Annotated in this window: 23 protein-coding genes and 1 tRNA gene; 10 read left to right on the forward strand and 14 right to left on the reverse strand. The window is 67.3% G+C overall.

Going from position 1 to position 22,841, the window contains the following annotated elements:
* Nucleotides 1-19 precede the first annotated feature (19 nt).
* Entirely contained in the window at nucleotides 20-3,139 is a 3,120-nt protein-coding gene (locus tag CCR98_RS09210; protein ID WP_087922347.1) for a discoidin domain-containing protein, read from the reverse strand.
* 239 nt (nucleotides 3,140-3,378) lie between these two features.
* On the opposite strand from CCR98_RS09210, the gene CCR98_RS21390 reads away from it, so the two are divergent.
* Together CCR98_RS21390 and CCR98_RS09220 are read left to right on the forward strand one after the other, a co-directional pair.
* Nucleotides 3,379-3,621, forward strand: a complete 243-nt coding sequence (locus CCR98_RS21390) for a hypothetical protein (protein WP_087922348.1) — start codon at nucleotides 3,379-3,381, stop codon at nucleotides 3,619-3,621.
* A gap of 33 nt (nucleotides 3,622-3,654) precedes the next feature.
* Nucleotides 3,655-4,152 (forward strand): DNA-binding protein, encoded by a 498-nt coding sequence (locus CCR98_RS09220; protein WP_087924163.1) that lies wholly within the window; start codon nucleotides 3,655-3,657, stop codon nucleotides 4,150-4,152.
* 27 nt (nucleotides 4,153-4,179) lie between these two features.
* On the opposite strand, the gene CCR98_RS09225 is transcribed toward CCR98_RS09220, so the two are convergent.
* Nucleotides 4,180-5,256 carry an MBL fold metallo-hydrolase gene (locus CCR98_RS09225; protein ID WP_087922349.1) on the reverse strand — a complete coding sequence of 359 codons (1,077 nt, stop codon included), beginning with the start codon at nucleotides 5,254-5,256 and terminating at the stop codon, nucleotides 4,180-4,182.
* Nucleotides 5,257-5,360: 104 nt separating this feature from the next.
* Between CCR98_RS09225 and CCR98_RS09230 the strand changes: the two genes are divergently transcribed.
* On the forward strand, nucleotides 5,361-5,972 hold the full coding sequence (locus CCR98_RS09230) for a TetR/AcrR family transcriptional regulator (protein WP_087922350.1): 612 nt from the start codon (nucleotides 5,361-5,363) through the stop codon (nucleotides 5,970-5,972).
* Here the strand turns inward: CCR98_RS09230 and CCR98_RS09235 are convergent.
* The 4 genes from CCR98_RS09235 to CCR98_RS09250 form a co-directional block, all read right to left on the reverse strand.
* Complete coding sequence (locus CCR98_RS09235) at nucleotides 5,969-7,915, reverse strand: EAL domain-containing protein (protein WP_087922351.1); 1,947 nt, start codon at nucleotides 7,913-7,915, stop codon at nucleotides 5,969-5,971. The two genes, CCR98_RS09230 and CCR98_RS09235, sit on opposite strands and share 4 nt — an antisense overlap.
* Before the next feature lie 96 nt (nucleotides 7,916-8,011).
* The gene (locus CCR98_RS09240; protein WP_087922352.1) at nucleotides 8,012-8,728 is read right to left on the reverse strand and encodes an SDR family oxidoreductase; all 717 of its coding nucleotides are present in this window, start codon (nucleotides 8,726-8,728) and stop codon (nucleotides 8,012-8,014) included.
* Nucleotides 8,729-8,756: 28 nt separating this feature from the next.
* Nucleotides 8,757-9,485, reverse strand: a complete 729-nt coding sequence (locus tag CCR98_RS09245) for a GNAT family N-acetyltransferase (RefSeq protein ID WP_087922353.1) — start codon at nucleotides 9,483-9,485, stop codon at nucleotides 8,757-8,759.
* A 14-nt stretch (nucleotides 9,486-9,499) separates the two neighbouring features.
* Complete coding sequence (locus CCR98_RS09250) at nucleotides 9,500-10,165, reverse strand: metalloregulator ArsR/SmtB family transcription factor (RefSeq protein ID WP_087922354.1); 666 nt, start codon at nucleotides 10,163-10,165, stop codon at nucleotides 9,500-9,502.
* 55 nt (nucleotides 10,166-10,220) lie between these two features.
* Between CCR98_RS09250 and CCR98_RS09255 the strand changes: the two genes are divergently transcribed.
* From CCR98_RS09255 to CCR98_RS09275, 5 genes are all read left to right on the forward strand, one after another.
* Complete coding sequence (locus tag CCR98_RS09255) at nucleotides 10,221-10,724, forward strand: DUF2938 domain-containing protein (RefSeq protein WP_087922355.1); 504 nt, start codon at nucleotides 10,221-10,223, stop codon at nucleotides 10,722-10,724.
* Nucleotides 10,725-10,765: 41 nt separating this feature from the next.
* Nucleotides 10,766-11,569, forward strand: a complete 804-nt coding sequence (locus CCR98_RS09260; RefSeq protein WP_087922356.1) for an APH(3')-II family aminoglycoside O-phosphotransferase — start codon at nucleotides 10,766-10,768, stop codon at nucleotides 11,567-11,569.
* An 87-nt stretch (nucleotides 11,570-11,656) separates the two neighbouring features.
* Nucleotides 11,657-12,247 (forward strand): TetR/AcrR family transcriptional regulator, encoded by a 591-nt coding sequence (locus CCR98_RS09265; protein WP_087922357.1) that lies wholly within the window; start codon nucleotides 11,657-11,659, stop codon nucleotides 12,245-12,247.
* Nucleotides 12,244-13,278, forward strand: coding sequence for a heparan-alpha-glucosaminide N-acetyltransferase domain-containing protein (locus CCR98_RS09270; protein ID WP_087922358.1), 1,035 nt, complete (start codon nucleotides 12,244-12,246; stop codon nucleotides 13,276-13,278). The genes CCR98_RS09265 and CCR98_RS09270 overlap by 4 nt, the downstream gene beginning before the upstream one ends.
* A 99-nt stretch (nucleotides 13,279-13,377) precedes the next feature.
* Nucleotides 13,378-14,382: an aminoglycoside phosphotransferase family protein gene (locus CCR98_RS09275; RefSeq protein ID WP_087922359.1), complete on the forward strand. Its 1,005-nt coding sequence runs from the start codon at nucleotides 13,378-13,380 to the stop codon at nucleotides 14,380-14,382.
* A 33-nt stretch (nucleotides 14,383-14,415) separates the two neighbouring features.
* Here the strand turns inward: CCR98_RS09275 and CCR98_RS09280 are convergent, their stop codons facing one another.
* The 7 genes from CCR98_RS09280 to CCR98_RS09310 all read right to left on the reverse strand — a co-directional run bounded on the left by CCR98_RS09280 (nucleotide 14,416) and on the right by CCR98_RS09310 (nucleotide 21,025).
* Entirely contained in the window at nucleotides 14,416-15,303 is an 888-nt protein-coding gene (locus CCR98_RS09280; protein WP_087922360.1) for a DMT family transporter, read from the reverse strand.
* A 32-nt stretch (nucleotides 15,304-15,335) separates the two neighbouring features.
* The gene (gene murB / locus CCR98_RS09285; RefSeq protein ID WP_087922361.1) at nucleotides 15,336-16,397 is read right to left on the reverse strand and encodes a UDP-N-acetylmuramate dehydrogenase; all 1,062 of its coding nucleotides are present in this window, start codon (nucleotides 16,395-16,397) and stop codon (nucleotides 15,336-15,338) included.
* A gap of 8 nt (nucleotides 16,398-16,405) precedes the next feature.
* Nucleotides 16,406-17,461: a quinone-dependent dihydroorotate dehydrogenase gene (locus tag CCR98_RS09290; protein WP_087922362.1), complete on the reverse strand. Its 1,056-nt coding sequence runs from the start codon at nucleotides 17,459-17,461 to the stop codon at nucleotides 16,406-16,408.
* 8 nt (nucleotides 17,462-17,469) lie between these two features.
* Entirely contained in the window at nucleotides 17,470-18,240 is a 771-nt protein-coding gene (locus tag CCR98_RS09295) for a class I SAM-dependent methyltransferase (RefSeq protein ID WP_087922363.1), read from the reverse strand.
* Between the two features lie 4 nt (nucleotides 18,241-18,244).
* Complete coding sequence (locus CCR98_RS09300) at nucleotides 18,245-18,529, reverse strand: DUF4190 domain-containing protein (protein WP_087922364.1); 285 nt, start codon at nucleotides 18,527-18,529, stop codon at nucleotides 18,245-18,247.
* 160 nt (nucleotides 18,530-18,689) lie between these two features.
* Nucleotides 18,690-19,493 (reverse strand): SDR family NAD(P)-dependent oxidoreductase, encoded by an 804-nt coding sequence (locus CCR98_RS09305; protein ID WP_198361072.1) that lies wholly within the window; start codon nucleotides 19,491-19,493, stop codon nucleotides 18,690-18,692.
* Entirely contained in the window at nucleotides 19,493-21,025 is a 1,533-nt protein-coding gene (locus CCR98_RS09310) for an aldehyde dehydrogenase family protein (RefSeq protein WP_014036960.1), read from the reverse strand. The genes CCR98_RS09305 and CCR98_RS09310 overlap by 1 nt, the downstream gene beginning before the upstream one ends.
* 183 nt (nucleotides 21,026-21,208) lie before the next feature.
* Between CCR98_RS09310 and CCR98_RS09315 the strand changes: the two genes are divergently transcribed.
* Nucleotides 21,209-21,285: transfer RNA gene (locus CCR98_RS09315), tRNA-Arg, on the forward strand.
* Nucleotides 21,286-21,318: 33 nt separating this feature from the next.
* Here CCR98_RS09315 and CCR98_RS09320 read toward each other — a convergent pair.
* Nucleotides 21,319-22,209 (reverse strand): dihydrodipicolinate synthase family protein, encoded by an 891-nt coding sequence (locus tag CCR98_RS09320; RefSeq protein ID WP_087922365.1) that lies wholly within the window; start codon nucleotides 22,207-22,209, stop codon nucleotides 21,319-21,321.
* Between the two features lie 164 nt (nucleotides 22,210-22,373).
* Between CCR98_RS09320 and CCR98_RS09325 the strand changes: the two genes are divergently transcribed.
* The gene (locus tag CCR98_RS09325; protein ID WP_087922366.1) at nucleotides 22,374-22,838 is read left to right on the forward strand and encodes a GNAT family N-acetyltransferase; all 465 of its coding nucleotides are present in this window, start codon (nucleotides 22,374-22,376) and stop codon (nucleotides 22,836-22,838) included.
* Nucleotides 22,839-22,841 lie beyond the last annotated feature (3 nt).

Consider the following 22,841-nt stretch of genomic DNA (forward strand, 5'->3'; position numbering starts at 1 on the left):
CCGGCGCTACCGCTGCTTTCTACCAACGCGCTTCCAGCGTCCGGAACGGTTTTGCCAAACGCACGCCTTCGGCATCGAAGTCGGAAACGCTGCGTCCATCCACACGCACCGTCTTCGGCATCGTGCGCGACGGCCACCAGACCTTCACCGCCGTCCCGCTGCGCAAGCCCTTGCCCAGCGTGACCGTCAGCGTGCCGTCGCGCTGCCGCGCCTGCATCTGCAACGTGCCATACGCGGTCGGCAGGCGCTCCACCGCCAACCCATCCCCGGCCACCCAAGACGGCGGCGTGCCCGGCAGCAATGACAACGCATCATCGTCTTCGCGCATCAGCATGCCGAACAGTGTGCGCCCGTACTCGGCGCCGATCCAGGTATGCGGCATGTCGCCCAGGTAGCGCGGGAAACGCAGGCGCGAGTGCACGACCTCGGCCAGAACCTGCCACTCAAGCGGGCGCCGGTCGTGAAGCAGGCCCTGCAACAGCTCGTCAGCCACGTCCGGTTGGCCAAGATGCACATAGCTCAGCACGTTGCGGATTTCGTAGGGCGTGTAGGCGTACAGCGCGCCGGGCTGGCCGCGCTTGCGCACATCGTCCAGATAGCGGGCGAAGGTGGTTCGCAGCGCCTCGGCCGGGAGCACACTCTGCGCGCCGGTGGGATCCAGCGCGATCGATACGCCGGTGGGATCACCATCGCCCAGATCCGCGGAGGAAGGAATGAAGTCGATGCCTTTCCACGCCATCGTTGCGCGGATCGACGCATGCAGGGCGTCGTACAGCGCTTTGTACTGCTCGCGCGCCCAGCGTGCGGTCTCGTGGTCGCCGAGCGATTCGGCCAGCCATGCACCGTCGTGCCAGCCCTTCAGGCCCCAGTAGTCATCCCAGTAGCTGTGGGTGGGCGACGGATAGCCCTCATGGCTGATCGACGGCGCAAGAATGCCGGCGAATCGCTCCGGCGCCGGCTGGTCGGCCTTGTAACCGGGCACCAGCGTGCGTTCGCGCAGTTCCTGCAGGAAGCGCAGCGCCGCTTTCACCTTCGGCAGATAGTCGCGTACCGACTCGGGCCCGCCATCGAGGCGGGCGACATCGGCCACCAGCGCGACGTACTGCCCTTGGCTGTCGTACTCGATGTCCGAACCGAAGCCGGTATTGACGCTGCCATCGTCGTTGAGGATCGGTGAAACCAGGCCATTGGCATGCACGCCATGCGCGCTGTACCAGGCCAGGTAATCACGCGCGACGCGGGCTTCACCCATGCGCAGAAGCACCGCCGAGGTCGCCATGCCATCGCGGATGAAGGAGCGGTTGTAGTTGCGCGGGCCCGGTTGCATGGCTGGGCCGGTCTGGTTGATCAGCATGTAGGCGGCCTGCGCGCGCAGCATGTCGACCAGCGAGGGATCGGGCAGGCGCAGGCCGACCTGGCCCAGCCGCGCCTGCCAATCGGCCGAGGCCTGGTTGGCCAGGGTGTCAAAGGCATCGTTGCCGTCGCGAGGCAGCGAGGAAAGGTCGAGCGCGGGGGGCTCCGGCAGCACGCCGTTGGCATCGGCAGCGGCGGTGCCGAGTGGGAACGCCACCACCACCGCATCGCTGGCACCGGGCGCAAGGCGGATCCGGTAGCTCAATGCGGCCGCGGCCAGTCCTTGCTCATCGCGTGCCTGCTGGGTGGCAGGCAGACGCCCGGCTGCGATGCCGGCGGTGATTTCCGTTGCACCTTCGTTGCCGAACGGCGCGGCGCCGGCAGCATCCACCGGCGTGAGCGAGCGCAGCAGCGTGCGGCCGTTGACGCGCACCGTGTTGGCTTCGACGGCGACCTCGCGGATCGGCGACAGCCCGCCGTTTTGCCATGGCGGGTTCATCTGCATCGGTCGTACCGCCAAGGCCAGCGTGCCGTCGATCGCGGTGCTGCCGGTGTTGTGCAGTCGATGACGGAGGAAGGTCACCGGCTGGCCATCGCGCTCGATGGCGAACACCTCACTGCGCAGCTCCAGTCCCGGCTGCGGTGCCCACGTGGCAGACGGCATCGGCTTCCAGCCGTCGCGCAGCGCGTGCTGCACCTTCTGCCCTGCGGCCCCGGTTGCGCTGCCTTCGGCATTGCGCCAGATCGGCTGCACCAGCGGTGCGCCCTTGAAGGCCTCGATGTTGCCGTACTCGTCGAAGATCGACTTCTGCCGGCCCGCGTGCACGCCGACCGCAGTCCAGTAGGTCTGCTGCATCTGCAGCGAGGCGGGGAACAACGCGCGCTGTGCACCGCTGGCGGCGATCTGGTAACGCTTCATTGGCGTCATCACCGCCTTCGGGCCAAGCAGGCGCAGGCGCGCGATCTGCGGGGCAGCACCGTCCACGCTCAGGCGGAATGCGCGTAGAGGTTGTGCCGTGTCAGCAGCCAGCCAACTCTGCCGATGGCTGGCCGCCTGTGCATCGTGTGCGAGGTCCTGCCAGCGGCCCTGTACGTCCTGCGCCTGCAAGCGGGCGGCGCCGCGCCCGCCATCGACCCAGTCGACCGCGAGACCTGCCGTGGACTGGGCGCGAGGCAGCGTGATCTCGAGCGTATGCGATCCACCTTTTCCGGCTGGAACCGCGACGATGCCACCGCCTTGCCAGAGCGCCGCAGCCCGTGTTGCATCGACACCGCTGATGCGTGCGCTGAGGGTGCTGTCCAGCGGCTCCATCTCGAAGATCGACACGCCCCAGTCGGACGTGCGCTGCGGGCTGGCCAATCGCAGGTAGCGCGCCTGGCGTGGCGCGAAGTACAGCGTTTCCACGTCGCCCAGCGAATCGGCCATGGTGTACGCGGTCTGCCACTGCGTGCCGTCCAGCGAGGTCTGCAGTGAATAGCCCTCTGGATTGGAGACATCCCAGGTGAGGCGTGCGCCCGCCAGCATTGCCGGCGCGCCGAGGTCGATCTGGAACCAGTGACCGGGACTGAAGGCACCGCCGGTGACGGTCTTGGGGTCGCCGTCGATCAGGTGGCTGATCGCCATCGCCGGTACCTGCTGCGAGGAGGCGCTGGCCTGCCATTGGCTACGTGGGGGGAGAGTCTGTGCCTGTGCGCTGAAGGCCAGCGCGGCCAACAGCAGGGCAGCGGCAGGATGCAACGGGAAAAGCGGCGTGGAGACCTTGGAGCGTTCGGCGCGCAACGTCATTACGGACAGCCTCGCAGGTTCGACCGGAATCGGGCGAGCGCTACGCTAGCAAGGGATGTAATCGGTTACATGACGCACTGCAGCGCCGCCGGGCGCTGGCGCTAGCATCGCGGAAGCGCTGACGGATGTGGCTCTGGACGTGTAGCGCGGTTCGGCCAGGGTCACATCGGGGTTGGTCCTTTTGATGGTTGTCATTTGACAACCTGCGTGTGCCGTGTGCAGACTGCGGAGAACAGGGAATGTCTCGAGCGCGTCATCCAGACAAGGACATCGAAGCGGCGTTGCAGTTCGCGGAGGATCGTGGGTGGAGGCTCCGCATTGCGGGCGGCCACGCGTGGGGCCGGATGTACTGCCCGTACAACGACACCGATTGCCGATGTGGGGAATTCTGCATCGTGAGCATCTGGAGCACGCCGCGTAGTGGCAGCAATCATGCAAGGGCCTTACGGCGTGTGGTCGAGAACTGCAGTCGTGAGCAATGAGATCAGGCTTGGTCAGAAGCGATGGGGGCAGTCATGGAATTCAATTTCACCCTGAAGTACCGCCTGGCGGACACAGGTGATGAAATCGGTGTCCTCGAGCAGCGCCTGGCCGAAGGCGGCTGTGACGACGCGCTTGTGGGCCTTGGGCTACCGGGGAGGCTGGCCCTGGCTTTCTGCCGCGAAGCGGAAAACGCAGGGGCTGCCCTGCGTTCGGCGCTGGACGATGTGCAGCGGGCCGTGCCAGGTGCCGAGCTGGTTGAAGTGAGCCCCGATCTGGTGGGGCTCACTGACGTCGCAGACCTGGTCGGAATGTCGCGTCAGAACATGCGGAAGCTCATGCTGGCCAACCCGCAGTCGTTTCCGTCCCCGGTGCACGACGGCTCGACCTCGATCTGGCACCTCGTCGATATTCTCGGCTGGCTGCGAGCGCGTGGCAGCGACAAAGTCACGGTGGAAATGACGGAACTCGCCGCTGCCGCGTTGCAGCTCAATCTGGCCCGGGAAGGGCGCAGGCTTCACCCGAAGACGTAGCGGCGGCCACAGTCGGAGCCCACCGCATTACAGCTCCACCATCTCCCACCAGCGCGTACCCGCCTGCGGCGCCTGCATGTCCAGCGCTTCGCCCATCATCGGCGTGGCCACCGGAACATGTTTTGCGGCCGCCAATGCGGTGATGCGCTCGAAGGGCTGCTGCCATTCGTGCAGGGCCAGGTCGAAGGTGCCGTTGTGGATCGGCAGCAGCCACTTGCCGCGCAGGTCCAGGTGCGCCTGCAGGGTCTGTTCGGGCTGCATGTGCACGAACGCCCAGCGCGGATCATAGGCACCGGTCTCGATCATGGTCAGGTCGAACGGGCCGTACTTCTCGCCGATGGCCTTGAAGCCATCGAAGTAGCCGGTGTCGCCGCTGAAGAAGATGCGGAAGTCGCCGTCCTGGATTACCCATGACGCCCACAGGCTGCGATCGCTGTCACCCAGCCCGCGGCCGGAGAAGTGCTGGCCCGGGGTGGCGGTCAGGCGCAGGCCGCTGGCTTCGGTCGACTGCCACCAGTCCAGCTGCTCGACCTTGCGCGCGTCCACGCCCCACGCAATCAACTGGTCGCCCACGCCAAGCGGGGCGATGAAGCGCGCGGTCTTGCCGGCCAGCTGCATCACCGCGGCATGGTCGAGGTGGTCATAGTGGTTGTGCGAGAGGATCACGCCGGCGATCGGCGGCAGCGCGTCGATGCTGATCGGCGGTGCATGGAAGCGCGCCGGCCCCATCCACTGCACCGGCGAGGCGCGCTCGGAGAACACCGGGTCGGTCAGCCAGTACTGGCCACGCAGCTTCAGCAGGATCGTGGAGTGGCCCAGCCGGAACAGGCTGCGATCCGGTGCAGCATCCAGGGTGGCGCGGTCCAGCGGCTTCACCGGAATCGGATGAGCGGGCACGGTGCCCTTGGGCTTGTTGAACAGGAACGTCCACCAGATCTCCGCGCCATCGCGCAGGCGCATCGCCGGACGCGGCAGGGCATTGCGGAACTTGCCGTCGCGGTACTGCGGCGAATCGGGGAAGTCGGGGAGGGACCAGGACTTGCAGAAGGTGTAGGCGGTCACGGCGAGGATTCCAAGCAAAAGGACAAGGAGCAGGCGCTTCATGGGTGACGTCCGCTGGGTACACTGCACAGTGTAGTTTCGCGTTTTTCAAAAGTACACTGCCGGGTGTAAAATGGTGGCGTCCGTTCAGTTATCTGGTTCCCGCCATGCCCCGTGCCCCGCAACGCCTGACCGACCGCAAACGCGAAGCCATCGTGCGTGCGGCGGTGGAGGAGTTCCGTGCATCGGGCTACGAGGCGACCAGCATGGACCGCATCGCCGAAGTGGCCGGGGTCTCCAAGCGCACCGTCTACAACCACTTCCCGGGCAAGGAAGCGCTGTTCTCGATGATCCTCGAGGAGCTGTGGGAGCGCAGCGTGGCCAGCGACGCACTGCCGTATCGCGCGGACCAGCCGTTGCAGGCGCAGCTGCTGCAGTTGCTGGGCCAGAAGCTGGACCTGCTCAGCGACGGGAATTTCATCGACCTGGCGCGGGTGGCGATGGCCGAGATCATCCACTCACCGGAGCGGGCGCAGGCCATCGTCTGCCGCATGAGCGAGAAGGAAAGTGGTGAGAGCGCCTGGATCCGCGCCGCAATCGCCGATGGCCGGCTGCGCGAAGTCGATCCGGAGTTCGCCGGCCACCAGCTGCATGGGCTGGTGAAGAGCTTCGCGTTCTGGCCGCAGGTGACGATGGGGCAGCCACCGCTGAACGAACAGGAGCGCGCGCGGGTGGCCGAATCGGCGGTGGCGATGTTCCTGGGGTTCTACGCCGTCTAGCTGGCAGCGAAGCGACGGAACTCGTCGGCCGGCAGCGCCGCCGAGTACAGATAGCCCTGGCCGACATCCACCCCCAGTGCGCGCAGTTGCTGTTCCTGCGCCAGGGTTTCAGTGCCTTCGGCCACCACGATCGCACCGCAGCGGTGCGCGACTTCGACGATGAAGCGCACGATCGACTGCGACTTTGCATCGGACAGTGTGGCGATCAACGCCTGCTCGATCTTGACCTCGGCGATGGCCAGCTGCGAAAGCAGGATCAGGGTCGAATAGCCCGCGCCGAAATCATCCAGCGACAGGGTGACCCCGGCCGCCAGCAGCTGTGCGATGTTGGCATCGACCACGTCGCGCTCGACGATCTCGGTCCACTCGACGATTTCCAGCCGCAGCATCGCACCGGGGATGTCGTGCAGCTGCAGGAGCTCCTGCAGGCGCAGACCGAAGTCGGGCAGGCGCAGGGATTCGGCTGACACATTGACTGCGATGGTCAGCGCCGCGCCGTCCTGCTGGAAGTGCTGCAGGAAGTGCACCGCCGACTGCAGCGTGGCCCACTCCAGGTCCGCAAGCCGGCCCTGCCGGCGCAGCAGCGAGATCACCCGCATGGGTGCAATCGGCCGGCCTTCGCCATCGCGCATGCGCAGCAGTGCTTCGGCGCCGACCAGTTGGCGATCACGCAGGCGATGCTTGGGCTGGTAGCAGAGGGGGGCGTCCCCCTGCTGCAGCCAGCGCTCGAGCGCGACTTCGATCAGCGCATCGATCTCGCTGTCGCGCTGGATCGGGTCATCGAAGAACACGACGCCTGATTCGATCGCGCTCAGTGCGAGGGTGATCGCCCGGAACGGCAGGTGACCTTCGTCGGTGGCGCCCGGTGGTTTCAGCTCGACCACCGCGCAGCGGAACAGTGGTCGGAAGCCCGGCCAGTCGCGGCCGACGCGGTCGGCAAGATTGCAGGCCAGCTCGGTGATATGGGCCTGGATGCGCAGCTCGGTCAATGACATGCCGCGTACCAGGATTGCCAGCGCGGCGTCGCCGAACTGGTAGACCTCCACATCGTCCACTGGAAGCGACGGCAGCAACCGGTGGACCTCCGCCGGCGTATCGCGATGCCATAGCCCATTGTCCTGCAGCGGGCCGTAGCGCAGGCGCAGGTCGCGCTGGTTGCCCATTTCGACCACCACCAGGCAGGCCTTGCCGAGGCCGTCGTTGTCGCGCCAGAAATGCTGCAGCCGTTCGCCCAGCGCCCGCATGTTGGGCAGGCCGCTGATCGGGTCGACGCGCAGCCAGGCCTGTTCGCGCTGGCGCTGCGCATCGATCTGGGCATCGTTGTAGACCAGCGCGAACACCGCTCCCAGCATCAGCAGCGATAGTGGCAGTGCCAGCAGCCGCTGGATTGCCAACTCTTCCACCGGCAGCTGATTGGCGCCGATGATTGCTACGCCCAGTGCCAGGCCCAACGCAGTGACGGCGATACGCACGCCCCAGGCCTGCAGGATCATGCGCGGCGAGAGCTCGTTGAGCATGCGTGGGTGCAGGCGCCTGCGCAGCCAGACGCCGGCCAGCATCTGCAACGCGGCCTCAAGGCCGGCAGGCAGGAAGAACTGGGCGCCGACGAACTGGTAGCGGGCGAGCAGGGCGGCGGCCAGGCAGGCCAGGCCGCCGCGCCAACCGCCGAGCAGGCCACTGACCAGCAGGATGTCGAAGCCGAGGTGCAGCTTGACCACACCCTGGGTGTAACGGGCCACGAACCAGGAATTGAACAGGTAGATCAGGCCCAGCGCCACGCCGACATACAGGCGACGGCCTTCAATGGCGTGCCCGGCGCGCCGGGTGGCGATCAGCAGCACGCCGATCATCCCGATCACTGCGGTGGCCTGCAGCAGGTACAGCGGCAGGCTGGGCAGGGCGCTGTCCAGGACCTGGGCCGAGACCCGTGAAAGCGCATCCATAGCAGGTTCCCGCCTGTGACCGACGGCCAGTGACGAGCAGGGTAAACCACGGCCGCGCGCGCGGCCACTGATGCTACCCGACATCGTCCACCTGGGTCAGTAGCGCGGGTCGGCAATGGCTGGCAGTACCAGTTCGCGCACGAAACCGGACGGTGACAGCTGCAGCAGTGCACGCACCATCGCCACGACATCATGGACCGGCACCAGCTCACCGTCGCCGCGCGCTGCGGCCTCGGCCACCGGCACCGACAAGGCGTCGTCGGTGTTGAGGTAGCCCAGCTGCAGGCTGGTCACCGCCAGCCGGCGATCCCGGAAGCCCTCGCGCAGCGCATCGGCGATGCCGTTGAGGGCGAACTTCGAGGCGCCGAACGCCACTTCCGGGCGGCCGCTGCGCGGCAGGGCCGAGGTCGAACCGGTCAGCACCAGCTGCGGGCGTGCTGCGCCCAGTACGCGGGGCAGCAGGCGCTGCAGCAGTACAAGGGTCGCGGTGATGTTGACGTCGACCAGTTGCGTGAGTGCCGCATCGCTTTCATCGAGGAAGGCGTACTCGTTGCTGAAGGCCTTGTCTTCCCAGATACCCAGGTTGTGGATCAGCACATCGATATCGGCCGGTGCCTGCGCTGCGATGTGGTCGGCCGCCGCAGTGGGCTGGGACAGGTCTGCTTCGATCCATTGCAGGGTGACGCCCTCGGGGCATTCAAGGTCGCGCGGGCGGCTGCGCGAAACGCCGATGACGGTGTCGCCCGCACTGCACAGGCCTTCGACGAACGCTCGACCGAGGCCCCTGCTGGCGCCGATGACCATCAATTTCATGTTGCTTCCTTGTTGTGCTGCGGCGGCCTCAGTCGGCCGCCAGAATGGTGTCCCAATCGGCGAACGCACGCAGGCCGCTGCGTTCGGCGGTAATGATCGAGGCGGTGTTGTCGAGCTGGCAACGGTACTGCGGCTGCAGCCCGGCCGCGCGCGCGGACACGGCCATGGCGCGTACCAGCTGGCGCGCGTGCCCGCGACCGCGGGCCTCTGGCAGGGTCAGTACGCCCATATCGGCGAAGGCTGGATCCAGGCTCCAGGGGTACATGCTTCCCGCAGCGACCAGGCGCTCGCCGTCGAAGGCACCGAACACCTGCCAGTGATCCAGCTCGACCCATGCGGCATCGAGATCGTCCTCGCTGGCCGTGGCCTGGAACGCGTTGAACGCTGCCGCGTCGGTCGCGCCGAGGCGGCGGATATGTGGTGGGGCAGGGTGTTCGGCGAGGGCGGCGAGTGTTGCGGTGGGGAAGTAGAAGACACGATCCGCGCCGTGCGTATGCTGGCCGAGCTGCTGCAAGCGCTGTTGCAGCTGCGCCAGTGTCCAATGCGGTTGCGCACGCAGTTGCAGGCGAGCGGCCAGGGCAGGACGCAACAGCGCTCGGGCGGGGCCCGCGACCGGCTGTAACAGCATGCCGTCCTCACCCTCATCGACATCATCGCTGCACGCCAGGTGCAGCTGCGGCCCCTCCTGCAACGTGCGCTGGCCGGCGAACACGCGCTGCCAGGCAGCATCGATCAACGGGGAAATCCCATCATCCATGACAAACGGTTCGCTCAGTGTCGGGGCAGTTCAACCTGCAGGCCTGCGGCCTTCCATTCGGGGTAACCGGCGGCGAGCCGCTGCGCGGTCAGTCCGGCCTCGCGCAGCATCGCCACCGCATCGTTGGACAGCACGCAGTAGGGACCGCGGCAGTACGCGACAATGTGGACGGCACGCGGCAGTTCGTCCATCCGTGCACGCAGTTCCGTAACGGGAATGTTCAGCGCGCCGGGCAGGTGGCCCAGATCGAATTCCTCGCGCGGCCGCACGTCCAGCAGTACCACGCTGTCGCGTTGCTCCAGCAGCTGCTCGACGGTCAGGCCTTCCAGAGCATCGCGGCGCTGCAGGCTGTCGTGGATCACGCCGTGCATCTCGCTGCGCTGGTGGTCGGCGTAGTCGCGCAGCGCGGCCAGCAGGTTGCCCAGCGGACCCTCACCACTGCGGTAGAGGATGCGCTTGCCATCGCGTCGGGTCTGAACCAGGCCGGCACGGCGCAGCTGCTGCAGATGCTGGGAGGTATTGGCCACCGACAGCCCGGTCAGTTCGGCCAGGCGCTCCACTGCGCGTTCGCCCTGGGCGATGTGCTCCAGCAGGGCCAGGCGATGGGCATGGCCGAGCGTGCGGGCGATTTCGGCCAAGGCTTCCAGCGGTGAGAGCGGTGGCTCTGTTGCAGCGTTCATGCGGCGCACGCTAGCATCGTTCTATCATTCAAGCAAATAATTGAAGGTTCGCGATATGACTGGCCTGGCGACATTCGTGATGGATTCGGTGGTAGTCGGCGTGGGAGCGACCGCAGTGATGGACCTGTGGGCGCTGGTGCAGCGGCGGCTGCTCGGCATTCCCTCGCTGGATTTCGCGATGGTGGGCCGCTGGCTGGGGCATCTGCCGCGCGGGCGCTTCCGCCACGATGGCATCGGCCGGTCGGCAGCGGTCAGTGGCGAGCGCGCGCTGGGTTGGACCGCGCATTACGTGATCGGTGTGGTCTTCGCCGCGTTGCTGCTGGCCGTGGTGGGGAACGGTTGGGTGCAGGCGCCGACACTGTGGCCGGCGCTGGCCTTCGGCATCCTCAGCGTCGCCGCACCGTTCCTCATCCTGCAGCCGGGCATGGGTGCGGGCATTGCCGCTTCAAAGGCCCCGGCGCCGGGCAAGGCGCGCCTGCGCAGCCTGGTGGCGCACAGTGTGTTCGGCCTGGGCATGTACCTTTCCGCGTTGTTGTTGGCTGCGGTCCATGCAGGATGAGCGAGAATCCGTGGGGTCACCGGCAACAGGAACACCTCGGCATGGAAGCACCCAAATCCATCACTGATGACATGCCGCTGCCGTGGGCGTGGCAGGAGGCGTTGGCCGATGCGCGCATCGAGCGGCAATCGATCGGTGTGTCGCGTGCGGATGTTGCCCGCGTGCATCGGCCGGGCCAGGCCGATGCCTTCCTGAAGTCGGAAGTGATCGACGCCTTCAGTGAGCTGGGCGATGAGATCGCGCGCCTGCGCTGGCTGAAGGCGCACGGCCAGCTGGCGCCGACGGTGATCGCTACCGCCGAGGAGGCGGGGCGGCGCTGGTTGCTGATGAGTGCGTTGCCCGGCCACGATCTGGCCTCGTCGCCGGCGCTCGCGCCCCAGCACCTGGTGGAACTGCTGGCCGATGCGCTGCGGGGCCTGCATGCCCTGCCGGTGGCGACCTGTCCGTTCGACCAGCGGCTGGCCTTGCGCCTGCAGGCCGCACAGGCTCGGGTCGAGGCCGGCCTGGTCGACGCCGATGACTTCGATGACGAGCGCCTGGGGCAGAGCGCGCAGCAGGTGTTCGCCGAACTGCGCGCCACCCGGCCTGATCACGAGGATCTGGTGGTCAGCCATGGCGACGCCTGCCTGCCGAACCTGCTGGCAGCCGAGGGCTGTTTCAGCGGTTTCATCGACTGTGGCCGGCTGGGCGTGGCCGATCGCTACCAGGATCTGGCGCTGGCCGCGCGCAGCCTGGTCCACAACTTCGGCGACACCCGGTGGGTCGCGCCGCTGTTCCGCCGTTATGGCGTTGTGGCCGACGAACGGCGGCTGGCGTTCTATCGTCTGCTCGACGAGTTCTTCTGAAGCCGCGCGGGGCAGGGCTGAACGCTGCCCTGCCGGCGGGCCTCTTCATTCTGTAAAAAGGACGAACGTTCGTTCATTATCTGCGGCATGAGCCGAATCGACCGCAATGAGCAGCGCGTGACCCTGATCCAGCAGGCGGCCCTGCAGTGCTTCCTCGCCAAGGGGTTCCACCAGACCAGCATGCGCGACATCGCGCAGGCGGCCGGTGTCAGCCTGGGCAATCTCTACAACCACTTCCCGGGCAAGGAGGCGATCATCCTTGCGGTGGCCGTGGCCGAAAGCGAGGAACTGGCCCCGATGCTGCAGCGGCTGGCGGCGGCCGACGGCGAGCGCGCGCAGGTACTGGTATTCCTGCAGGACTTCCACGCGTTGTGCCGGCAACCGGCGTGGGCAACGCTCGCGGTCGAGGTGCTGGCCGAGAGTGCACGCAACCCTGCCGTAGCCGAGGCCTTCGCGGCCAACCGCAGGCAGCTTCAACAGGTGCTGGGCGATGCGCTGCAGGGCATTGCGCGGCGCGAGCGGTGGCGCCCTGCGCTGGCCCCGGCACTGCAGGCGCAGGTGTTGCTGGATGCGATCGAAAGCGATGCGCTGCGTCGGGGGCTGGGTGAAGCCGGCAACGCGGAGGACGCCGCGCTGGACCTCGAGCTGCTGGCACGGCTGCTGGGATCACGTGCATGAGCGCCGATGACCGGCGGCTGCACGGCCTGGATCTGGCGCGGTATCTGGCGCTGGCCGGCATGGTGCTGGTCAACTTCCGCCTGGCGTTGGCCGTGCCTGCAGAGGGGACGAGCTGGTTGGCCGGCGTCTTCCGTCTTCTGGAAGGCAAGGCCTCGGCGACCTTCGTCACCCTGGCCGGACTTGGCCTGGTACTGGCCACGCAGCGCTCGGGCTGGATGCAGGCCAGCATGCAGACCTGGCGGCGTGCGGCGTTCCTGCTGGCGCTGGGCCTGCTCAACCTGACCCTGTTCCCGGCCGACATCCTGCACTACTACGCGGTGTATTTCGCGCTGGCGGTGCTGTGGCTGCGAGCATCGCCGCGCGTCCTGCTGGCCAGCATTGTGGCGTTGGCCGTGGTTTCGTTCTGGGCGCTGCTGCACTGGAACTACAGCGAAGGCTGGAACTGGCAGACGCTGGAATATGCCGATCTCTGGAACTGGCCGGGTGCTGTGCGCAATCTGTTGTTCAACGGCTTCCATCCCCTGCTGCCCTGGATGTGCTTCTTCCTGCTGGGCATGCTGCTGGCGCGCCTGCCGTTGTCGCAGCCGCGGGTGCAGCTTGCTTTGTTGTTGCTGGGCGTGCTGCTGCTCGGTGCGGGCCAGGGTGTGCAGTGCCTTGCGCAGGGAACGCCGTGGCAGGCATGGCTGGGAACGCAGCCGATGCCGCCGGGTCCTGCCTATGTGCTGACCGGGGCGGGCGCGGCCTGCAGTGTGATTGCCGCCTGCCTGTGGCTCACGCGGGTACACCCGGGTGACTGGCTGGAACCCTTCACTGCGGCAGGGCGCATGACCCTCACCCTGTACGTCGGCCACATCCTGCTGGGCATGGGTACGCTGGAATGGCTGGGCCTGCTCGATGGCAGCGCTTCGTTGCCGGCCGTGCTGTTGTGGGCGTTGTTGTTCCTGATGCTGGCCACCGGTGCAGCGTGGCTGTGGTCCTGGCGGTTCGCGCGGGGGCCGCTGGAGGCGGTGATGCGGCGCATCGCGGGCTAGCACGTTGGTCGCGCAGGCACGATGTTGTGACGGACATGTCTGTGTCTCGGCCCGCGCATCTGCGATAGTGGCGGCAGGTAATACTTTCCGTTTGCATCCATGTCATTCGCTTCGGCGCAGCATCTCGGCGAAGTCCTTCAGCAGTCCTATGGCATCACCGCCAACGCCGTGGTGCCACGCCCGGTGGGTGCCGATGCCAACGCCAGCGTGTATCGCATCGATGCACGGCGCGGGCAATGGTGGTTGAAATGCCGCAGTTACCAGGTTGCCCCTGCCGTCTGGGACACCCTGCATTGGCTGCGCGGTACGCTGGGCATCGAGGAAATCGTCGCGCCCTGGCCGGCCCTGACTGGTGGAGCGTCAGTGCAGCGCTGGGGCCTGCAGTTCACCCTGTTCCCGTATGTGGAAGGCCAGTCGGGTTTCGAGGCTGCGTTGAGTCGCACGCAGTGGCAACGGTTGGGCGAGGTGCTGCGGCGCCTGCACGAGGCATGTCCGCCACCGGAGCTGCAGGAGGCGCTGCCCAGCCTGCGGATGGAAACCGCAGCGCTTGATACGGTCGGGCAATGGTTGGCCGGCGAGGGCCTGGCCGCGGCCAGGGATGGGCTGGGCCGTGCCTTTGTTTCCGTATGGGACCAGCAGCACGCACGCATCGCGGCGCTGCATGCGCAGGCAGTGCAGCTGCACGCGGCGTTGCAGGAGGTCCCGGTGGCGCTGCACCTGTGCCATACCGACCTGCATGCCGGCAATCTGCTGATGGGCAACGACGGCGGCCTGCACCTGATCGACTGGGATGGCCTGTCGCTGGCACCGCGCGAGCGGGACCTGATGTTCATCGGTGCCGCTGTGGGCGGGCGCTGGGGTCGCGAGAATCCACTGGGATTCGAGGAAGGCTACGGCAGCGACCACGGCGATCCGCGCTGGATCGCCTGGTATCGGCACTGGCGCATCCTGCAGGACCTGATCGAGTTCCAGCAGGTCCTGCTGGGCAGCGATGGCGAGGATCGTTCGCCGCAGCTGCGCCGGCAGTCGCTGCATTTCCTCAGCGAACAGTTTGCACCGGGCAATGTGTTCGACGCGGCAGAGCGGGTGTATCGCGCGCTGTAAGGCGCACAGCAATCATCCGCGCGTGGCGTGGCTCTACTCGGCGGGCTTGGCCGCTGCAGAGGCGGCCAAGCTCGCAGCGCGGCGCGACAGCACGGCTTCGCGGTGGGCGATATAGGCGTTGGCGGCAAGGATGATGCCGGCACCCATGATCGTCCAGCGGTCCACGCTTTCGTTGAACAGCAACCAGCCGAACAGCGTCACCAGCGGCAGCTGCAGGAAGCTGATCGGAGTCAGTGCGGAGACTTCGCCCAGCCGTAGCGCGCGGGTCCACAACAGCTGGCCGACGGTGCCGAGCACGCCGGTGGCCAGCAGCCACAGCCAGGCCGACCCGGTCGGCCAGACCCAGACGAACAGCGCCGGGACCAGCGACAGCGGCACCCAGAACACGTAGGTATAGAGCACCACGGTATCGGCACTGTCGACGCGGGTCAGCTGCTTGATCTGGATCGCCACCAGCGAGCTGAGTACCGCCGCACCCACCGCGACCAGGCTGCCGGCGGTGAAGCCGGCGGTGCCGGGACGCACGATCACCAGTACGCCGATGAAGCCGACCACGACCGCGGCCCAGCGGCGCACGCGCACGGTTTCACCCAGCCACAGCACGGCGGCAATGGTGACGAACAGCGGCGTGGAATAGGAGAGCGAAACCGCCTGCGCCAACGGCAGATGACCCAGCGCCCAGAACGCGCACAGCATCGAGCCCAGGCCGATTGCACTGCGCACGAAATAGCGTGGCAGCTGCTGCGTCTTCAACGGCGCACGGCCGGGCCGCAGCAGCATCGGCAGCAACGCGAGCAGGCCGAAGGCATTGCGGAAGAACGCCACTTCCTGGGTTGGCACGTAGCGCGTGGCATAGCGGATGGCCACCGCCATCAGGCCGAACGCCATGGTGCTGCCGAGCATCAGCAGCGCCGCCCGCATCGGGGTGGCGGTGGGGGAGAGGGCGGGGGTGTTCACCACTGTGCGCCGAGCAGGCGGGGCTCCGGTTCGATTGGCACGCCGAATTTTTCCAGCACGGAAGCAGAGATGCGTCGCGCCAGCGCCAGCAGTTCAGCGCCGGTGGCGTTGCCGTGGTTGACCAGTACCAGTGCATGGCTGGGGGCCACGCCGGCATCGCCATCGCGGAAGCCCTTCCAGCCACAGGATTCGATCATCCAGGCCGCCGAGACCTTGCGCTTGTCGTCCTGCTCAGCCGGGAACACCGGCAGGTCGGGGAAGTGCTGCAGCAGCACGTCGACCTGTTCCAGCGGCAGAACCGGGTTCTTGAAGAAACTGCCGGCGTTGCCCAGTACATCCGGGTCGGGCAGCTTGCGGCGGCGGATCGTGATCACCGCATTGGCCACGTCCACCGCGCTCGGCAGCTCCACGCCCTGTGCCTGCAGTTCCTCGCGGATGCCGGCGTAGTCCATGCGCAGATCGTGCAGCAGCGGCAGCTTCAGTTCGATGGCGGTGATCAGGTAGCGATCGGGCTGTTGCTTGAACACGCTGTCGCGGTAGGCGAAGCCACATTGTTCGTTGTCCAGCCGTACCCAGACCTGCTCCTGGCAGTCCCAGGCTTCGACCGCCTGGATGAACTCGCCGACCTGCGCGCCATAGGCGCCGATGTTCTGGATCGGTGCGGCACCGGCCGTACCGGGAATCAGGGCCAGGTTTTCCAGGCCGGACAGGCCTTCCTGCAGCGACCACATCACCAGGCCGTGCCATGGCACACCCGCACCGGCGCGGATCACCGCGTGGTCGGCGCGGTGTTCGAGGAAGCTGATGTCACGGTTGCCGAACACCAGCACGGTGCCCGGCAGGTCCTCGGCGATCAGCACGTTGCTGCCGGCACCCAGCACCAGCAGCGGGCCGTGGGCCACCTCGGGCAGTGCCAGCACCTCCGGGAGCAGCGTGGGATCGTGCAGTTCCAGCAGCTGCGCGGCGCTGGCCTGCACGTGGAAGGTGTTCAGTGCCTGCAGCGGCGCATTGCGGGTGAGCGTCCAGCGCAGCGGGGCGTTGCCGTCGATGGTGTCCATGGGCGCGGTCACAGTGGGGCCACCGCACCGCGGCTCGGCGCTTCGCGGCGGCGACGGATTGCCTCCACGCATTCGGAGACGAGGGCCGGGCCACGGAAGATCAGGCCGCTGTAGCACTGCACCAGGGCTGCGCCTGCGGCCATCTTGGCTACGGCGTCGGCACCGGACAGGATGCCGCCAACACCGATCAACGGCACCGACTCGGGCAGGCGCGAACGCAGGCGGCGCAGCACCAGCGTGGACTGCTCCAGCACCGGCGCACCGGACAGGCCACCGGCCTCGTTGGCCAGCGGGTCGCCAGCCACCTTGCCGTGGTCGATGGTGGTGTTGGTGGCGATCACGCCGTCCACCTGCAGCTCGCCCAGCACGCGGGCGGCGGCATCGATGTCGCGCTCGCTGAGGTCCGGCGCCACCTTCACCAGCATCGGCACGCGGCGGCCGTGCTGGGCTGCGAGGTCTTCCTGGCGGTCGCGCAGCTGGCTGACCAGCTGGCGCAGCGCGGTTTCTTCCTGCAGTTCACGCAGGCCGGCGGTGTTGGGCGAGGAAATGTTGACGGTGATGTAGTCGGCCAGCGGGTACACCTTGTCCAGGCAGGCCATGTAATCGTCCACGGCCTGTTCATTGGGGGTGTCCTTGTTCTTGCCGATGTTGATGCCGAGCAGGCCGCGGCGGTTGCGCGCACGCTCGACATTGCGCACCAGCGCGTCCACGCCCGCATTGTTGAAGCCCATGCGGTTGATGATCGCGTTGTGTTCCGGCAGGCGGAACAGGCGCGGCTGCGGATTGCCGGCCTGCGGGCGCGGCGTGATGGTGCCGATTTCAACGAAGCCGAAGCCGAGCGCGAACAATGCATCGATGTGCTCGCCGTTCTTGTCCAGGCCGGCGGCCAGGCCGACCGGATTGGGGAAGGTCAGCCCGAACACCGTGCTGGGCATCGGCGCGATGCGTGCGGCCAGCAGCGGCGTGGTGCCGGTGCGATAGGCCAGGTCCAGTGCGGACAGGCCGAGGCCGTGGGCGCGCTCGGCGTCGAGCGAGAACAGGAAGGGGCGGGCAAGCGAATACATGCGTCGGTTCAGTCCAGCGTGCCGAGGAAGGCTCGGGTTCGATATTCAAAAGCAACCTGGCCGTCGACCGCGTGGGCGGCGAACAGGTGCTGCAGAGCGTCGATCATCGGCGCGTGGTGCGGATGACCGGATTGGGGGGCGTAGGAGGAGGACAGCAGGCGCCCGCGCAGGGCATCGAAGTCCAGGTGCTGCACGTTGGGCAACTCCACCATGCCGCGCAGGCCTGCGCCGAACCAGGCCTGCATGGTGGCGTCGTCCTGGTAGCGTTCGGCCACGGCGGTGTAGTCGGTGCCGTAGTCCAGCAGCAGCTGTTCGTAGCCGATCAGGAACGGACTGGCATCGAGCAGGCGCGAATTCCAGTAGATCAATGCCTGGCCGCCGGGACGCAGGATGCGCTGCCACTCAGCGCGTACCGCCACGGTGTCGAACCAGTGGAAGGCCTGCGCGACGCTGACCAGATCGACGCTGGCATCGTCCAGTGTGGTGGCCTCGGCGCGGCCGTCCACCGCGCGGAACTGCGGGTACTGCGGAGCCAGCCATTGTTCGGCCGCGGCCCGCATGGCCGCATTGGGCTCAACCGCGACAACGGGATGGCCGGTGGCCAGGAACAGGCGGCTGGAAATACCGGTACCGGCGCCGATGTCGGCGACACGCGCCTGCTGGCTGACACCCATCGGGCCATGCAGCCACTCCAGCAGCGCGGGCGGGTAGTCGGGCCGGTAGCGGACGTAGTCGGCGACGCGGCTGCTGAAGCGTTCGGTGCTGTCGGAAGTGGTCATGGCGTCAGTTCGACACCGCCGCCAGCCAGGCCAGGCCGCCGAAGAACAGGATGAAGACCAGGAGGGCGGCGATCACGGCGCCGACCATCACCCAGCCCAGCACCAGGCCGGTGACGGCCAGGCCATCGCCTTCCAGTTCGTGCGGGCGGCGGCGGATTTCGGCGCGGGCCATGTGGCCGGTGATGATGGCCACGATGCTGGCCACGAAGGGCAGGACGGTCCAGCTGGCGATGCCCATGACCAGGCTGACCACGGCCAGGGCGCTTGTCTGTCGGGGTGCCACGCTCATCGGGGTCCTCCTTGGCAGTGTGCACATGATAGTGCGTCTGCCCCGGCAATCCCATGGGCAGTGCCCAGTAGAGCCGAGCCCATGCTCGGCTGAACTCCGGGCCGATGCGGTGTGGACCGCGCTTTGCGCGCAAGCCGAGCATGGGCTCGGCTCTACAGATTCAGCCCATCAACACCTGGCCGCCATCCACGTTGAGCACGCTGCCAGTGACCCAGCGCGCCAGCGGCGAGCACAGGAACAGGGCGGCGTCGGCGATCTCGCGCGGTTGGCCAAAGCGGCCGAACGGAATCTTCGCCAGGGTGCCGTGGTACAGCGCTGGCTCCTCGACGCGACGGCGGTCCCAGAGGCCGTCATCGAACTCGATCGAGCCCGGCGCGATGGCATTGACCCGGATCCGGTCCTTGGCCAGCGCCAGCGCCTGTGAGGTGGTGTAGTGCGAAAGGGCGGCCTTGGCGGCGGCATAGGGCGCGCCACCGGGACGCGGCTGCTGCGCGGCAATCGAAGACAGGTTGAGGATGCAGGCGTCGCTGGAGGCACGCAGCCACGGCAGTGCAAGGCGCGAGGCACGCACGGCGGCCATCAGGTCGACCTGCAGGCTGGCGGCCCAGCCGTCCTCGTCGTCGGCCATGCCGTAGCCGGTGGCGTTGTTGACCAGCACGTCGATGCCACCGAGCGCGTCGGCAGCGGCCTGCAGCCAGGCCTGGATCTGGCCGGGGGCGGCCAGATCGGCGGAAAACGCGTGCAGTTCGAAGCCCTGCGCCCGTGCATCGGCGCGCAGGGCATCCAGACCGGCCTGGCCGCGCGCGCAGACCGAGACCTGCGCACCGGCGCCGGCAAACGCCAGCGCCATTTCACGGCCAATGCCCTTGCTGCCGCCGGCAATCAGCACGCGGCGCCCACTGAAATCGAGGGTCGGAGCCCCGGAGGGGCTCTGACCCATGGACGTGTCCGCGTCGTTTGCCATCACAGGTCGAACTTGATGCCCTGGGCCAGCGGCAGCGAATCCGAATAGTTGATGGTGTTGGTCTGGCGGCGCATGTAGACCTTCCACGCATCCGAGCCGGACTCGCGGCCACCGCCGGTGTCCTTCTCGCCACCGAAGGCGCCGCCGATCTCCGCACCGGACGTGCCGATGTTGATGTTGGCGATGCCGCAGTCGCTGCCGGCAGCCGACAGGAACTTCTCGGCGGTCTTCAGGTTCTGGGTGAAGATCGAGGACGACAGGCCCTGCGGCACGCCGTTCTGCATGTCGATGGCTTCGTCGATGCTGTCGTACGGCATCACGTACAGGATCGGCGCGAAGGTTTCGTGCTGGACCACGGCGTCGCTGTTCTTCAGGCCGGAGACGATCGCCGGCAGTACGAAGTTGCCGGCGCGGTCGATGCGGGTGCCACCGGTTTCGATGGTGCCGCCGGCGGCCTTGGCCTGGGCGATCGCATCGAGGAACTGCTGCACGGCGCCGTCGCTGTTGAGCGGGCCCATCAGGTTGGCGGCGTCGGTCGGGTCGCCGATCTTGCCTTCCACCTGCTTGTAGGCCTTGACCAGGGTGGCCAGCACGTCGGCGTAGATCGAGCGGTGCACGATCAGGCGGCGGGTGGTGGTGCAGCGCTGGCCGGCGGTGCCGACGGCGCCGAACACGATGCCCGGCACGGCCAGCTTCAGGTCGGCGGTTTCGTCCAGGATGATGGCGTTGTTGCCGCCCAGTTCCAGCAGGCAGCGGCCGAGGCGGCGCGCGACCTTCTCGTTGACGGTGCGGCCGACCTGGGTCGACCCGGTGAAGCTGATCAGCGGCACGCGACGGTCATCCACCATCTTTTCCGACAGCGCGGTGCCGGCATCGTTGATCAGGAAGAAGATGTCCGGGAAGCCGGCTTCGCGCAGTGCATCGTTGCAGATCTTCAGCGAGGCGATGGCGGTCAGCGGCGTCTTGTTGGACGGTTTCCAGATGCACACGTCGCCACAGATGGCGGCCAGGAACGAGTTCCAGCTCCACACCGCGACCGGGAAGTTGAAGGCCGAGATGATGCCGACCAGGCCCAGCGGGTGGTACTGCTCGTACATGCGGTGGCCGGGGCGCTCGGAATGCATGGTGTAGCCGTACAGCATGCGGCTCTGGCCCACGGCGAAATCGGCGATGTCGATCATCTCCTGCACTTCGCCATCGCCTTCCGGCTTGCTCTTGCCCATTTCCAGGGCAACCAGCGAACCCAGGGCGTCCTTGTGCCTGCGCAGCGCTTCGCCGCACAGGCGCACGGCTTCACCGCGGCGCGGGGCCGGCGTGGTGCGCCAGGCCTTGAAGGCTTCCTGGGCGCGGGCGACGACGGTCTCGTACTCGGCCTCGGTGGTCGCGCGGACCTGCGCGATCGGCTCGCCGGTGGTCGGGTTGACCGGGGTGATCAGCTCACCGCTGGTCGCGCTCGACCACTCCCCGTTGCCCAGGTACGTGCCAGCGTTGATCGCGTCCAGGCCAAGGGACTTGAGCAGCTCGGAAGACATGCAGACTCCTGTGTTTCGTTACGTTGTTTGGCGCCATCGCGGGCAGGTGGGGGACGCGATGAACTGAATCGCCGATGGTAGCAGAGCGCCCCGTGCGGACATGGTGCAACGCGCCAGCGGAGCCGGGCCGGACATGAATGCTTGGAGGGCAGGGCACGTTGCCTGTAAACTTCCCGGCTGCATGGCCCCGTAGCTCAGCTGGATAGAGCGTCCCCCTCCTAAGGGGAAGGTCGCCCGTTCGAATCGGGCCGGGGTCACCACCCACGCGCCGCCCGGGACGCCGTCTTCGAGCGCTACAGCAGCGCCAGACCTTCCAGCACCTCGGCCACCTGCGCTCGGTCATCGCCTCGCAGCCCAAGCAAGGGTCGTGGCAGGCCATCCTCGGCACACAGGCCCATCAGCGCCGCTGCGCACGCCATGACGCGGATGCCACCGAAGCGGTCGTACAGCGCCCAGAGCGGCGCCAGCCTCGCCGACATGGCCTGGGCCGTCGCCATGTCGCCGTTGCCGGCCGCGCGGGTGATCTGCTGCACCACCCCGGGGAACAGCCCGCCGGTCACCGAGTACCAGCCATCGCAGCCGGCGGCCAGGCCGTGCACGGCGGCAGCGTCGCCGCTGATGCCCAGCGTGACGTGCACCGGAAGAAGGGCGCGTAGTGCGGCGACGCGCGCTGCGGCTTCGACAGGATCGTCGGACAGGCGTGGAAGCTTGATTGAGGCGATGTTGGGCAGGGCGGCGATCCGCCCATGCAGTTCATCGCTGAAACGGAAGTGGGTGGTGCCGGGATTGTCGTAGACGCAGATCGGGGTCCGCACTGCCGTGCACACCGATTCGAAGAGCGTGTAGACCTCATGGTCCTTCAATGGCTGGTAGGACACGGGTGCCAGCAGCAGGCCGGCCGCACCGGCATCCTCAGCATCCTTTGCCAGAGCCAGTACATCGCGGGTGCGCAGCGCACCGATGCCCACTATGACCGGGACGGCGCCCGAATGGGACAGGGCTTCGCGCAGTACGCGCATGCGCTCGGCTTTCTCCAGGTAGGCGTAGCTGCCGGTGGAGCCGAGCACGCCCATGGAGTCGACGCCAGCGGCTACCAAGCGCTCGACCAGGCCGGCGAAGGCGCGCAGGTCGATGCTCGATTCGGTCATCGGCGTAAGAGGAAAAGCGCTGAGGCCGTGGATCATGGCGAACCCCGGGGGCAGAAGGAAAAGAGAGGTCGTCAGGTGTGGCGACCGTGGACGATCGGCATTGTTTATTGTCGTAGGACAAAATTAAAGCGCTGCCCTGCAACGTGATCTGGTGGCCGGGATCGCGCAACATGGCGGCCATCCTTGCTCGCGCGCAAGCCATGACTGAGTACCTTTACCCCGTGCAGCCTCCGCACTACGCCGTCATCGGCGCATGGCTGGATTCGGCCAGCGCAACCCAGCGCTGGGCCGGTCCCGGCGTGGCGTATCCGCTCGCGCCGGACGCATTCGCGGAAGCGCTGCAACTGCAGCAGCGCCCGGGGTGGGTGCTGCTGGATGCGCGTGACCAGTGCGTTGGTTTTGGCCAGTACTGGCCAACGACCTCCGGCACGCTGCACCTGGGCCGCATCATCGTTTCGCCGCAGGCACGCGGGCATGGACTTGGACGTGTACTGATGCAGGCGCTGATGGCGCAGGCGCTGCAGTCGACCGGGGTGGAGCGGCTGACCCTGCGTGTCTATCGTGACAACGTCGCGGCGGTGACCTTGTACCGCGACCTTGGCTTCCAGTCGATGGAAGACGCTTCGACGCCGGAACTTCTGTTCATGCAGCACCGTGCCGGCTGAGTC

The organism is Stenotrophomonas sp. WZN-1, from assembly GCF_002192255.1.
Lineage (GTDB): Bacteria > Pseudomonadota > Gammaproteobacteria > Xanthomonadales > Xanthomonadaceae > Stenotrophomonas.